Origin of the sequence: Rubritalea tangerina, from assembly GCF_042683245.1 — a bacterium.
GTDB lineage: Bacteria > Verrucomicrobiota > Verrucomicrobiia > Verrucomicrobiales > Akkermansiaceae > Rubritalea > Rubritalea tangerina.
The window spans coordinates 1-14,681 of sequence record NZ_JBHUJB010000015.1 but is presented as its reverse complement, the minus strand read 5'-3'; the positions used below and the strand labels follow the sequence as shown (position 1 = coordinate 14,681).

Sequence of the window (14,681 nt, the reverse complement as noted above, 5' to 3'; positions counted from 1 at the left end):
CCTGACCCCTGACCCCTGACTCTTGCCCCCTGACTCTTGCCCCCTGACTCCTGACTCCTGACCCCTGACCCCTGGCCCTTGACCCCTAACTCCCTCACTCCACCACCAAGCGCGTCACCACCCGCACCTTCACGGGCCGTGCCGATGCGTCATTCGCTGCCGACTGCAGGAGCTGCATGAGCTCCTTCTCGATTGGACGTGAACTATTGATCGTGATCTCTATCACCTGCACTCCATCCTTGAAGGGCATCCGCTTCACCGAGTGAACCTCCAGGCCGTCTTGTGCTACCACGGCATCAAACACCTCGGTGATATCGTCCCCACCGGCCAATTGCTTCACCACCACCGATGACAAGGGCACCATCAAACCTAACAACAAGAGGGTGAACAAGATCGTCACCCGCTTGGCCCAGGCCGACGACTGGTCCGCCTTCCCACGAATCCCCGCCATGAAGAAATTCATCGACGAACCGAGGACAATCGCCACCACGTTGGTGCCGAACAAGACCGCGGCCCCCTGTGCGATCTTCCACTTCTCTAGCGCCATGCAGATCCCCGTCGTCGCAATCGGTGGCACCAAGGCAGCTGCAATCGCAACCCCCGCCAGCGCCCCACTCAACTTCGGCCGCGCCAGACAATAACTCGCAGCCACCCCAGAGATGAAAGCCACCCCAAGGTCTAACACACTCGGTGCACCGCGCGCGATCAACTCATCGGTCAGACCGTATCCCATCAACCTACCAATCCAGCCAAAGCTGTAACCAATCACCAAGGCGGCAACAAAACCAAAACCCACCGCTTTCTGACACCTTCGCCACAACGGCCAATTCCCCTGCACCACCGCCAGCCCGCCTCCTAACAATGGCGTCATCAAGGGCGCCACTAACATCGCCCCAATCACCACTGCTCCGCTATCTGCCAGCAAGCCCAGGGCCGCAATCCCCGTCGCCAATATCATCAGGGAACCAAAATCAAACGACCACCGGCTCTTGTCCTCGATGTCGGCGAACAAAGCCACGCGCTCGTCGCGACGCAGCTGCGGCACCGTCAGCTGAAGCAAGCGCTCCACCCCATTGCGCAGCCTATGGCCGATCGGCTTCTCGGCACGCACCACCCCCACACTCATCCCCTCAGCCCCTCGCAGCAACTTGTCGGGCACCGTCCCAAATAACTTGCGCCGCACCGAGCCAATCCCCGAGGCACCGATGAGAAGCATCCCGTACTGACCACTCTCCACCTCCGCGCGAATCGCATCGTACACCGAGTCCCCTAACACCACCTTCTCAGTCACCGAGTCGCTGCCCACGCCTGAGCGCTTGAGAAACTTCCCGAGCCGTTGCTCCCCCACCTCAGCCGCCACCTCGTCGGTATCCGGCTGGACAAAAAAGGCAGTCGTCTGTTGCCCAAAAGCATCCGCTGCCAACTTCAAACCCCGACGCGAATTCGGCCCTCCCGCACAAGGCAACAAGACATCCCCCTTGCCCGAGTCCCCCTCGCCAATCCGTAAAATCATCACCGCGCAGGCCACCGTGTCCATCAAGGACTCGATCGCATTCCTGTAGTACTCCGGATGGCTCACCCGATCCTGCACCACTAACAAGCCAGCCTTCGTCTCCGCCAGCTGCCGCTTCACACTGCGTGTCACATTCACCGTCTCCACCTCCCCCAGCACCACCTCCACATCCTCCTGCCCAGCAACCAAAGCCTCAATCCCCTGCCACCAAGCATATTCTAAGGCCTCGCCCCATACCACCTCACCCACCTTCGATCCCTCGCGTACCCGCAATACCCACAACTTCGACGCCCGAGCCGCCGTCAACCGCAAACTCCATTGCACCAAGGCACTCGAAGTCTCCTCATCTCTCACCACTAGCAGAATATTCACACCCAACAACCTAACCACTCCCACACCCAAACCAACCCCAAAAATCCAAAATCAAATCTTCAATCTTCAATCTTCAATCTCCCCACTTTTCCCTTGTACCTGTCATTTAGAAATTGCTACACCCCTCATCGTTAGATTCTCCCAATGTCGTTATCTCTCCAAGACCAGCCACTGATCACCGCGCCATAGGCGCTCCCACTTTCACCTTTTTCCTTTCCACTTTTTCCTAATTCTCCATGTCCGAAGACCAAAAGAAACAACTCGAATCCCAGCTCTGGAACATCGCCAACACACTGCGCGGCAAAATGGGAGCAGATGAGTTCCGCGACTACATCCTTGGCTTCATCTTCTTCAAGTACCTCTCAGAGAAGATGCATCTCTACGCCAATTCCCTTCTCACCGAAGAGGATATCACTGAGTTCACTGACATCGACGAAACCTCCGCAGACGGAAAAGAAATGCTCGAAGCCATCGAGGAAGAATCCGTCGCTAACCTCGGCTACTTCCTCTACCCATCAGAGCTATTCCACGCACTCGCCAAAAAAGGCGCACAAGCAAAAGACAACTTCATCCTCGAAGACCTAACAAAGGTACTCAAACACATCGAGACCTCTACCCAAGGCTCGGACTCAGAAGACGACTTTGAAGCCCTCTTCGAAGAAATCGACCTCGACTCCTCCAAGCTCGGCAAGACCGTCAACCAGCGCAACGACCTCATCGCGAAAGTCTTCACCCACCTCGATGCTATCGACTTCAAGCTCGACGACGTGGAAGCAGACGTCCTCGGCGACGCCTACGAATACCTCATCGGTCAGTTCGCTTCGGGCGCAGGAAAAAAGGCAGGTGAGTTCTACACCCCACAGCAAGTCTCCACCATCCTCGCCAAGATCGTCACAGCCGATAAGCAATCGGGCGAGCGCACTCTCAAGAGCGTCTACGACCCCACCTGTGGCTCTGGCTCCCTCCTCCTCCGTGTCGCCAAAGAAGTCGAAGACGTAGACGGCTTCTACGGGCAGGAAATGAACCCCACCACCTACAACCTCGCTCGGATGAACATGATCCTTCATGACGTCCACTTTTCTCGCTTCGATCTGCGAAATGAAGACACCCTTGAGCATCCAGCGAAAGAACACGCAGACCTTCGCTTCGAAGCCATCGTCGCCAACCCTCCCTTCTCTGCCAAGTGGTCAGCCTCCACCATCCATGAGACTGACGAGCGCTTCTCAGACTACGGCAAGCTCGCGCCTAAGACCAAGGCGGACTTCGCCTTCGTCCAGCACATGGTCCATCATCTCGATGAAAATGGCACTATGGCTTGTGTCCTTCCACACGGCGTTCTCTTCCGTGGAGCCGCCGAGGGTGTCATTAGAAAATACCTCATCGCAGAGCGAAACTACCTCCACGCCGTCATCGGTCTCCCTGCCAATATCTTCTTCGGCACAGGCATCCCCACCTGCATTCTCGTTCTCAAAAAGAACCGCCACGGTGTGGACTCTAAAACAGACGACGTCCTCTTCATCGATGCCTCCCAGGGTTTCGAAAAAGTAGGAAACCAGAACCAACTCCGCACCGAGGACATCGAAAAAATTGTCTCCACCTACACCGCGCGTGAATCTCTGGAAAAATTCAGCCACCTCGCCACGCGAGCCGAGATCGAAGAAAACGACTACAACCTCAATATCCCCCGCTACGTCGACACCTTCGAGGAAGAAGAACCTGTCGATTTATCCGCAGTCGCGGATGAGTTGGTGGCATTAGAAAATGAGATGCGAACCACCAACGAGACCATCAGTGGTTTCTGCAAAGAACTCGGCATCAAAACCCCTTTTAAGCATGAGTAAGAAAAATCAATCGATCCTCGTGCAAGGCACACCTGTGAAAATTCGCAAAGTCAACGAGCATGATTACATCTGCCTTACTGACATCGCCAAATCAAAAAATCCTGAGCGCCCAGATGATCTGATCCGTAATTGGCTCAGAAATCGCAACACCCTAGAATTACTCGGTATCTGGGAACAACTTCACAATGCGAATTTTAACCCCGTGGAATTCGACGGGATTAAAAAGCAAGCGGGGTTAAATAGTTTCACTCTCACTCCCAAGCAATGGTGCGCTCAAACCCACGCCATCGGCTTAGAATCAAAAACGGGCAGATACGGTGGCACCTATGCACACACCGACATCGCCTTCGAATTTGCATCTTGGGTATCTGTCGAATTTAAACTCTATCTGATTAAGGACTTCCAGCGCCTAAAAGCCGACGAGAATGACCGCCTCAAACTTACTTGGGATCTTAACCGTACGCTGAGCAAAATCAATTACCGCATCCACACAGATGCCATCAAAGCAAACCTCATCCCTCCTGAAATCTCCTCATCCCAAGCTTCATTTACATACGCAAACGAAGCTGATCTGCTTAATGTAGCCCTCTTCTCCAGCACCGCGAAAGAGTGGCGGGAGGCCAATCCTGAGCTGAAAGGCAACATCCGAGACCATGCCACCATCGAGCAACTCCTCGTACTCGCCAATCTCGAATCTCTCAATGCGGAATTCATTCACATGGGACTGCCCTCCAGTGAGCGCCTCATCAAACTCAACGCTATGGCCATCCGCCAGATGAAATCCCTCACGGCAAGCACACAAACCATCCAACAACTCCCTCACCACCCTAGCGAGAAATGAATGATAAATTATCAAGGGTCAATGCTGAATTCCAAGACGACGGAACTCCCAAAAACTCCGCGACAGAATCCATTCAGCATTCAAAAACCAGCACTCAGCATTCGTGTGCAACACACGCTCTGGTGCCGAAGCTTCGGTTTGATGAGTTTAACGCTGTTTACAGCTCTTATCACTTGGGCGACACGATTACACACAAAGGAGGAACCGCCCTTGAAAGCTTTGTTGAAGAAAATGGAACTCATAAGTTCATTTCAATTGGTAGCTACTCTAAAGACGGTAAGTTCATTGATAACCAACAGAGAATATCGCTGAATGCCAAAAGTGAATCTCGACTCCTCGAGAAAAATGATTTGGTAATGGTTCTCAATGATAAGACCAAGACAGGAGACATAATTGGCTCAACGATCCTAATCGATAGTAGTGACTCATACATCTATAACCAGAGAAGTGAACGCATTATCACTAACAAGGAGCTGCTCTCGCCGCTATATGCCTGGTTTTTGCTTAATAGCCCTAAACAGCGTAAGAACGTTTTTTCGGTATCACAAGGCGGCACTCAAATTTATGTAAACTTCCCAGCAGTAAAGAGCTTAAAAATCCATCTCCCCGCCCTCCCCGAACAAGAGAAGATCGCGGCATTCCTAACCGCGGTTGACCAGCGAGCCGAGCAACTACAACGAAAAAAGACGCTGCTGCAGTCCTATAAAAAGGCCTGCATGCAGCGACTTTTTTCGAATGCTGAATGTGGAATGATGAGTGATGAATTCCAGCACGATGAAACACCAACCTCCGCAACAGAACCCATTCATCATTCAAAACTCAGCACTCAGCATTCTCTCCGTTTCCGACAGGACAACGGAGAACCCTACTCAGATTGGGAAGAAAAGAAACTCGGGGAGATTGCGACATTCTCTAAAGGAAAAGGAATTTCGAAGAATGACGTCTCCGAAGAAGGTACAACCAAGTGCATCAGATACGGTGAACTCTACACAGTCTACACTGAGACAATCTCAACAGTCTTCTCCTCAACGACTCTACCAGCAAATGAGTTAGTAATGAGCCGAGCCAACGATGTGATTATCCCAGCCTCTGGCGAGACACACATCGATATTGCAACAGCATCGTGTGTGATTGATGAGGGCATAGCTCTTGGCGGAGACCTCAATATCATCCGTTCAAACGTAAATGGCGTCTTTCTAGCCTATTACCTAAACAATGCGATGAAACACAAAATTGCAGGATTAGCTCAAGGCTCCTCTGTCATTCACCTTTACGCATCTCAACTTAAGGACTTGAAGCTGCAAGTACCGACCAAAGGCGAACAAACAAAAATCGCCAATTTTCTCAGCAGCATCGACACCAAGATCGAACAAGTCACCCACCAACTCACCCAAACCCTAACCTTCAAAAAAGGTCTGCTACAGCAGATGTTCACCTAACAGTTAGAGTCTTTTGAGGTAATCATCCCTTCAGTTTAATTTTGAAACAAATGCTAAATTACATAAACCAACCATTCGTAAAAGCATCACACTAACACCTCTCAAGTATTAACATTATCATGTTTTTAAACTTCCATTGGGTATCATTTCGTTCTATCAGAGTTTATCTTACTAGGTGCTGTAGTGCTGAACTAAAGGTTCAGATTCACAGTCATGGGCTACTTTTCAAAAGTTACCAGATGTTGGTGCAGGATGGGATAAAACTGCAAACTTTGGCTGCTCACCGTTCCCACAGAAAAGCCTCGGCTTCGGCACGGCTTTTCGCCAGTAATGCAACCATAATTGCATTTTTCTGCAGAGAATTAAAACTAACCGCTACGGCCACCTAGTAAGATGCCTACATTTGAATCATACTTTGATGAAGAGAAGATTTTAGAGGTTTTGTGTCGATATCGAGTTTCTAAAGCTCAAGTCTTTCACGAAAAGAGATTTCATAGAAAAATCACCCATCAAGACAAACCCGAAAAGCCCCCTCTGTTTTACAAATACTTTCCACCTAGAAGAGAATGGCACAAATTCAGGCCGAAGCGAAGACAGAGAGCTGGAACGCATGATCATACACTATTTTCATTGTTACGGACGATCAATTGGCACAAGCGGAAAAATAGTACGCAACCATGGTTACAAGATCTTGATAATCTAATCTCAAATATAAGGAGACGCGTGCTTAGCGAACATGACTTCTATTTCTCTTCTCCCAAGATTCGACCTGAACTGAAAAAAGGTAACATCTATCGTGCAATCAGTTCATTAGCCAACATCGAAGATAAAGTCATAGATAATTTAAATGCCAAATATCTGCGAGAGACACTCGATCCCACATTTGAGAGTTGCGCTGTAGCATTCAGAGGCGGGGCCAGTAAACACTTGAATAGAAACCATGCTATCAATCAGATAGTAACCTTTCATCAGAACAACAACCAATCTCCTATCTATGTCACAGAATGTGACATCCGAGGCTTTTTCGATTGCGTACATCACTCTGTAGCAAAGCAAGCTCTACATCGTGCTGAGCAGCTACTAAAAGTAAGATGTCCGAATGTTCATCTTTCTATGAGATCGAAAGAAATTTTCTTTGCTTATTTGGCAAACTATACTTTTTCCAAAGATGTAAAGCAAAGAGAACACGCCCTCAAAAAAATGGAAAATAATCCAGAAGCTATATACAAATGGCCTGTGGAACAAGATACAGACTCTCCTGGTCCATACTACTTAAAATATTTTCACAAAAAACCATCACAAGCTCAGATTGGAATTCCTCAGGGAGGAGCACACTCCTGCCTAATTGCGAATCTACTATTAGACTTGGCGGATAAAGAGGTCGTTTTGAGCTTAGCTAGAGAGCAAGAGCAAACACTCTACCTTAGGTTCTGCGATGATATTGTAATTTTCACTCAAACTAAAGAATCTGCAGAACGTAGCTTTAATGCATATACCTCAAGTTTAGAACACTTGAAGTTACCATTCCACAAAGCCACTAACCTAAATGGCTACAGAAAAAGTTCTTGCTCAGTCAAAGATGAAAGACCAAGGCGTGCTTTTTTTGAAAACTCAAAAACTAAAGTAGCATTTCAATGGTTCTACCCCCACGACTATAATCATTTCCCTTGGGTACAGTTTCTTGGGTATCAGATTCATTTCAATGGTAAGTTTAGAGTTAGGCCATCTTCAATTAAGAAACACAAGAATAAGTCAATAAAACTATTCAAAGACCTACAAGATGAACTTTTGAACAACCGTAGGAAAATTAGCAATAAAAGGGTTATCTACCGCTTTAATTGTAAAGTTTGGGCCTTCACTTCTGGTAGAGTAAACATTAAAACTAAACATTTTACTCCTTTACCTATGTGCTGGTGCAACGGTTTTCTTCAGTTGGCGCACCATGAATATGATAAAACTCAAATTGCAAGTTTAGATCGTCATACAGGGATGCTTAATCGACGCCTCTATCGATTTCTTAATAGGATTGGCAATCAAGGAGGAAGATCGTCTAATCAAGATATGGAGGGGAACTCAGAGCATTTAGACTTTTTCGGAGCTCCATTTTCACACCAAAGACAATTTTCTCTCGAAACGTCACAAGATGATACACTTCCTGAAGAAAGCAATAGCATCTAGATGTCTTAAATCTCCTTATGCCTCAGTCAGAACAAGCCCTCGAAAACAGCGCACTATGTGCGAATGATGAATCATGATTGATGAATGCAGAATGCCTGTGTTGCAGAGTGATGAATGATTAATGATGAATTCTGAATTAGATATTAAGGACAGAAGTTTCCAATTCGCGGTGCGAGTGATGAAACTGTGCCAGTTTTTGGAAAAGCAGCATGGAACTCCGCGCACACTAGCGAATCAACTACTGAGAGCTGGCACTTCCATCGGAGCCAATATTGAGGAAGCTCAAGCAGGGCAAAGCAAGGCTGACTTCACTGCAAAAATGTCCATCGCACGTAAGGAAGCACGCGAGACACTATACTGGCTCAGGCTATTAGGAGCATCTGAGATCGTCCCAACAAGCCAGCTCCAAGATTTAAACAAAGAAGCCGATGAACTCGTCCGCATCCTCACCGCCATCGTCAAAACCGCCCAACTAGGAAAATAATTCATCATTCATCCTTCATCAATCAGCATTCATCATTCCACCGCCATGAGCCAATCACCCGACAACACCTTTTTCACCGAGATCCGCCAGATCCTAGCTAAAGCCCGCACTCAAGTCGCTCAGACAGTGAATACAGCAATGGTGGAGGCGTACTGGCAGATTGGTAAACGCATCGTTGAGGAGGAACAAGGCGGCGACAGTAAAGCGAAGTATGGTACTCAGTTGCTTCAAAACCTCTCAACACACCTCACTGAAGAATTTGGCAAAGGCTTCTCCCTTGCGAACCTTAAGAACATGCGACAATTCTACCGATCTTGCCCAGAAAAAGGAATTCGCTACACACTGTCTAGCGAATTGAGCTGGAGCCATAATTGCGTCATCATGAGGGAAGAAAACGAGTCTGCTCGTGAGTATTACCTGACACAATCAAAGCAGCATAACTGGAGTGTGCGGGAGCTCAAGCGTCAGCTCGAAACCCAAACCTACCAACGCCTACTTTCTACAAAAAGCACAGAAGCTGATACTGAAGAAAGTCAACTTACCACTCAAAAATCAGCACGCAACATTCTCAAAGATCCCTACGTTCTCGAGTTTCTTAACCTTCCAGAAGACCCTAGCATACAGGAAAAAGAGCTAGAAACCGCTCTTATCAATGACCTCCAAAAATTTCTTCTCGAACTTGGTGGTGGCTTTTCCTTTGTCGCTCGCCAAATGCGAGTCAGCACAGAAACCAGCCATTTTTACCTCGATCTCGTTTTCTACAATTACCTGCTCAAGTGCTTCGTCGTCATCGACCTCAAGACCACAAAGCTGAACCACCAGGATATTGGCCAAATGGATATGTATGTCCGTATGTTTGATGACCTCAAACGTGGTGAAGATGACAACCCGACCATCGGTCTTATCCTCTGTGCGGACAAAGATGAAACCATAGTGCAGTATTCCGTCCTCAAAGAGAGTGAACAACTCTTCGCCTCTAAATACCGCACAGTCCTCCCAACCGAAGAAGAACTCATTGCTGAGCTCGAACGAGAAAGAAGAGTGAATAGTGAGAATTAAAGAGTGAAAAACTAGCACGATGAAACAAGAGCCACCACAAGACATACGAGAGCGTTCCTTTGAGTTTGCTGCTAGAGTTGTGAACTTGTGCAAGAAACTGGATGCTTCTCCCGGGGTTCCTCGAACACTTTCTAATCAATTGTTACGCTCTGGAACGTCGATAGGGGCAAACATCGAAGAAGCTCACGGAAGTCAGAGTAAAAAGGACTTCAGAGCCAAGATGTATATTTCCTGCAAAGAAGCCCGAGAGACCCACTATTGGCTACGACTTCTCATAAAATGTGACATAATTTCCGAACCACAACTCACAGACATCCTAGACGAATCCAATCAGCTCGTCGCCATCGTAACCACCATCGTCAAAAAATCAGGCGAAGCCTAATCAAGTTTTTCACTCTTCAATTTTCAGCATTCACTCTTCAATGATTCAATCTGAACAAATATTAGAAGACAAACTGGTAGCTCAACTCATCTTCCTTGGCTACGACCGTGTCGATGTGGTCGACGAAGCGAGTCTGTTAGCCAACCTCAAGGCGCAGCTTGAAGCCTTCAATGGCGTCACACTCACAGATTCCGAGTTCGGCAAGGTGATGAACCACCTCACCCGCTCCAACGCAGTCTTTGAGAAAGCCAAAGTCTTGCGCGATAAAATGGCATTAGAGCGTGACTGCGTACGACCAGATGGGAGTGCAAGCCAATCTTCGGACACCACCTATCTCGACTTCCTCGACGACACTGACCTCGAACGCAACCGCTTCCAAGTCACCCAGCAAGTGACTATGGAAGGCAGGTTTCGCTCTGTCTAACATCCCCCTCCTTCTTCTTTTTTAAACTTACGATTCCCAAAAATCTTACTAATCAATGAGTCAACCCGAACAGCCAAACGAAACGTCCTCGTTCTTTCTCTATAGTGGAAAAGACCGTAAAGTGCCGATTGAATGCCGCGTGATGGATGAGACGATATGGCTCACTCAAAAACAATTATCTGAGCTTTTTGATGTGGGAGTCCCAGCGATTAACAAGCATCTCAAGAACATCTTCGAGACGGGTGAACTGGAGGAACATTCAACTATTTCCAAAATGGAAATAGTTCGTCAGGAAGGCAGCAGATCCGTCAAGCGCACTGTGGATTTCTACAATCTAGACGCCATCATTGCCATCGGCTACCGCGTCAATAGCTACCAAGCTACACAATTCCGCATTTGGGCGACGAAAGTGCTCAAAGAATTTTTGATCAAAGGTTTTGTGATGGATGACGAACGCCTCAAGCTGAGCGGTCAGGTGTTTGGGAAAGATTATTTCGACGAATTACTGGAACGCATCCGTGAGATTCGGGCGAGTGAGCGACGCTTCTATCAAAAAATCACAGACCTCTACGCTCTATCCGCAGATTACGATGCAAAGGCTCCCACAACCACTGAATTTTTCGCAAGTGTGCAGAATAAACTGCATTGGGCAATCAGTGGTCAAACTGCAGCTGAACTCATATACAACTCTGCAGATGCTTCAAAAATCAATATGGGACTCAACACATGGAAGAATGCACCTGATGGCAAAATTCTAAAAAGTGACACCACGATCGCTAAAAACTATCTCAGTAAAGCGCATATTGACGAACTGAATCAAATCGTATCAGCCTACCTGGATCTTGCTGCGAACCGCGCAAAACGCGGAATCGTCATGCGAATGGTGGATTGGGCTCACTTCCTTAACAATTTCCTCGAACTCTCGAATTACCCCATTCTCACAGATAAAGGAAAAATAAGTGCCCACAAAGCCCAACTTAAAGCAGAGGAGGAATACAAAACCTTCCGTAAGACTCAAGATATCAGCTACCTATCCGACTTTGATAAAGAGATTAAACGTATCGAAGGAAAAAGTGACTCTCAATAGAATGTAGCCATTCAATGAATACTCCCATGGGATCCAAATCTGAACAGAAACTAGAAAACGAACTCGTTGCCCAGCTCGTAGCTCAAGGGTACGAAAAGGTGGCCGTGGTCGACGAAGCGAGTCTGTTAGCCAACCTCAAGACGCAGCTAGAAGCCTTCAATGGCGTAACGCTCAGCGAGTCGGAGTTCGGCAAGGTGATGAACCACCTCACCCGCTCCAACGCAGTCTTTGAGAAAGCCAAGGTCTTGCGCGATAAAATGGCATTAGAGCGTGACTGCGTACAACCAGATGGGAGTGCAAGCCAATCTTCGGACACAATCTATCTCGACTTTCTCGACGACACTGACCTTGAGCGCAACCGCTTCCAAGTCACTCAGCAAGTGACGATGGAAGGTTCCTACAAGAACCGTTACGACGTCACCGTTCTCGTCAACGGACTCCCCCTCCTGCAAATCGAACTCAAACGCCGTGGGCTTGAACTCAAGGAAGCCTTCAACCAAACCAATCGCTACCAACGCCACAGCTACTGGGCGGGATCGGGTCTCTTCAACTTCATCCAGCTTTTCGTCATCTCCAATGGCGTCAACACCAAGTACTACGCTAACAGCCGAGGTAACCAGTCCTTCAAACAAACATTCTACTGGGCGCAAGAGGACAACAAATCCATCCGCGATCTAACCGACTTCGCGAACAGCTTCCTACAACGCGAGCATCTCGCCAAGATGCTTAGCCATTACATCGTACTGAATGAGACCGACAAGATCCTCATGGTACTGCGCCCCTACCAGTACTACGCCACCGAGGCGATCATTGATAGAGTCCAGAACCCACCAAAAGCGGACAGAAACGGCTATATCTGGCACACCACTGGCTCGGGTAAGACTCTCACCTCATTTAAGGCATCGCAGATCCTGACGGGTCACACAGACGTCCACAAGGTTGTCTTCTGTGTCGACCGCAAAGACCTCGACTACCAAACGATCAAAGAGTTCAACGCCTTTTCTAAAGGAAGTGTCGATAGCACCGACAACACGAGCAGACTCGTAGAGCAATTCACCGATGACACCAAGCTCATCGTCACGACGCTACAGAAGCTCAACACCGCTATCAGCAAACCAGCGCACCTTTCCAAGATGGAGCCACTGCGCGGCAAGAAGATCATCTTCATTTTTGACGAGTGCCACCGCTCCCAGTTTGGCGATACCCACCAGCGCATTGTCGACTTCTTCACCGACCACCAAATGTTCGGCTTCACTGGCACGCCCATCTTCGCCGAGAACGCAGCCAGCAAAAACGGCAAGAAGCGTACCACCAAAGATCTATTCCACAAGAAGCTTCATTCCTACGTCATCACAGACGCCATCAAGGACGAGAACGTCCTCCGCTTCTCCGTCGAATACGTTGGGCGCTACAAACAGAAATCCGACTCCCCTAACAACGTCGATATCGAAGTCGAAGGAATCGACACCAAGGAACTCATGGAGTCGCCCAAGCGCCTTGAGAAGATCACCGACTACATTCTCGACCGCCACAACGCCAAGACCAAGAACCGCGACTTCACAGGCATGTTCTGTGTCGGCTCCGTCGATACCCTCGTCGAGTACTACAAGCTCTTCGCTCAAAAGAAAGCCGAGGGCAAACACAACCTCAGAGTCGCCACCATTTTCAGCTACGCCGCCAACGAAGACGACAAGGACGCAGACGGCATCCTCGACGAAGGCGGAGAGATCATCGGTGGAGACACTGGCAACAAACACACCAGAGACTATCTAGAAAGCTTCATAGCCGACTACAACGGCATGTTCGGCACCAACTGGTCGACAAAGGACACAAAGAGCTTCTACGGCTATTATCAAGACATTGCTAAGAAGGTCAAAGAGCGCAAAGTCGACATCCTCCTAGTCGTGAACATGTTCCTCACTGGCTTCGACTCTAAGACACTCAACACCCTCTACGTCGATAAGAACCTCCGCTACCACGGACTCATCCAAGCCTACTCCCGCACCAACCGCATTCTCAACGAGGTCAAATCACAAGGCAACATCGTCGTCTTCCGCAACCTCAAGAAACGCACCGACGAAGCCCTAACCCTCTTCTCTAACACAGAAGCAAAAGAAGAAATCTTCATCCCCCCTTACGAAAAATACGTCGAAGTCTTCAACCAAGTCGTCGAAGACCTAACAGCGCAATGCCCAACGGCTGACGACGTGAAAGACCTTCCAGATGAAGAAGCTGAGCTCGCCTTTGTAAAAACCTTCCGTGAGTTGATGCGTTTGAGAAACATTCTCGAAACCTACGCAGAGTTCACCGAGACCGACCTTAACATCGATCCTCAAGACTACGCCGACTTCAAGAGCGCCTATCTCGACCTCTACGAGAAAGTGAAGTCTCAGACCGAGAAAGAAAAGGTCTCCATCATCGACGACGTCGACTTCGAGCTAGAACTCATCCACCGCGACGTCATCAACGTCCAGTACATCCTCCAACTCCTCGCCCAACTCTACGACGCAGACGAGAAGGAACAAAAAGCCATCAAGAAGCGCATCCTCGAAGCCATGGCTGGAGACCCAGAACTCCGCTCCAAGCGCGAACTGATCGAAGAGTTCATCAACTCGACCCTTCCCGAGATCAAAGACGCCGCCCAGATCCCAGAGAGCTTCGAAGAGTACTGGGAACTCAAACGCCGCAAAGCCTTCGACGAGCTAGTCAAAGAAGAGCAACTCAACGAAGAAGGACTCAAGAAGGTCATCGACAAGTACGTCTACACAGGGAAAGAGCCACTCTCGAACCCAGATATCGTCAACATCATCGACAAGAAGCTCAAACTCAGCGAACGCAAACCCACCCGCGAACGCGTCCTCACCAAAGTCATCGACTACGTCTCCACCTTCATCAAAGGCATCGCCGCCTAAACTCTCCACCTCTCCACCTCTCCACCTCTCCACCTCTCCACCTCTCCACCTCTCTACCTCATCCCGCAACTCCCCCCCGACATCCATGCGCGTTCACTTAAGGAGCTGTAGTTTATCCATCAGCGACTTACGACTTCTTCGATCCATCC

Annotated in this window: 11 protein-coding genes; 10 read left to right on the top strand and 1 reads right to left on the bottom strand. The window is 48.7% G+C overall.

Features of this window, described 5'->3' with window-relative positions:
* Nucleotides 1-94: 94 nt before the first annotated feature.
* Nucleotides 95-1,885 carry a DUF389 domain-containing protein gene (locus ACFSW8_RS03170; protein ID WP_377177419.1) on the bottom strand — a complete coding sequence of 597 codons (1,791 nt, stop codon included), beginning with the start codon at nt 1,883-1,885 and terminating at the stop codon, nt 95-97.
* Nucleotides 1,886-2,121: 236 nt separating this feature from the next.
* On the opposite strand from ACFSW8_RS03170, the gene ACFSW8_RS03165 reads away from it, so the two are divergent.
* From ACFSW8_RS03165 to ACFSW8_RS03120, 10 genes are all read left to right on the top strand, one after another.
* The gene (locus ACFSW8_RS03165; protein WP_377090103.1) at nt 2,122-3,726 is read left to right on the top strand and encodes a type I restriction-modification system subunit M; all 1,605 of its coding nucleotides are present in this window, start codon (nt 2,122-2,124) and stop codon (nt 3,724-3,726) included.
* Nucleotides 3,719-4,567, top strand: coding sequence for a KilA-N domain-containing protein (locus ACFSW8_RS03160; protein ID WP_377090102.1), 849 nt, complete (start codon nt 3,719-3,721; stop codon nt 4,565-4,567). Before ACFSW8_RS03165 ends, ACFSW8_RS03160 begins: the two co-directional genes overlap by 8 nt.
* Nucleotides 4,564-6,006, top strand: a complete 1,443-nt coding sequence (locus ACFSW8_RS03155) for a restriction endonuclease subunit S (RefSeq protein WP_377090101.1) — start codon at nt 4,564-4,566, stop codon at nt 6,004-6,006. The genes ACFSW8_RS03160 and ACFSW8_RS03155 overlap by 4 nt, the downstream gene beginning before the upstream one ends.
* 393 nt (nt 6,007-6,399) lie before the next feature.
* Entirely contained in the window at nt 6,400-8,184 is a 1,785-nt protein-coding gene (locus ACFSW8_RS03150) for an RNA-dependent RNA polymerase family protein (protein ID WP_377177417.1), read from the top strand.
* A 124-nt stretch (nt 8,185-8,308) separates the two neighbouring features.
* Nucleotides 8,309-8,668: a four helix bundle protein gene (locus ACFSW8_RS03145; protein WP_377091548.1), complete on the top strand. Its 360-nt coding sequence runs from the start codon at nt 8,309-8,311 to the stop codon at nt 8,666-8,668.
* Between the two features lie 45 nt (nt 8,669-8,713).
* Entirely contained in the window at nt 8,714-9,727 is a 1,014-nt protein-coding gene (locus tag ACFSW8_RS03140) for a PDDEXK nuclease domain-containing protein (RefSeq protein ID WP_377090095.1), read from the top strand.
* A gap of 19 nt (nt 9,728-9,746) precedes the next feature.
* A complete protein-coding gene (locus tag ACFSW8_RS03135) occupies nt 9,747-10,109 on the top strand; it encodes a four helix bundle protein (protein ID WP_377090094.1) in 363 nt (120 codons plus the stop codon).
* 40 nt (nt 10,110-10,149) lie between these two features.
* Complete coding sequence (locus ACFSW8_RS03130; protein ID WP_377090093.1) at nt 10,150-10,533, top strand: type I restriction endonuclease; 384 nt, start codon at nt 10,150-10,152, stop codon at nt 10,531-10,533.
* A 55-nt stretch (nt 10,534-10,588) separates the two neighbouring features.
* Entirely contained in the window at nt 10,589-11,620 is a 1,032-nt protein-coding gene (locus tag ACFSW8_RS03125) for a virulence RhuM family protein (protein WP_377090092.1), read from the top strand.
* A gap of 26 nt (nt 11,621-11,646) precedes the next feature.
* Nucleotides 11,647-14,532: a type I restriction endonuclease subunit R gene (locus ACFSW8_RS03120; protein ID WP_377091546.1), complete on the top strand. Its 2,886-nt coding sequence runs from the start codon at nt 11,647-11,649 to the stop codon at nt 14,530-14,532.
* Nucleotides 14,533-14,681: the final 149 nt, after the last annotated feature.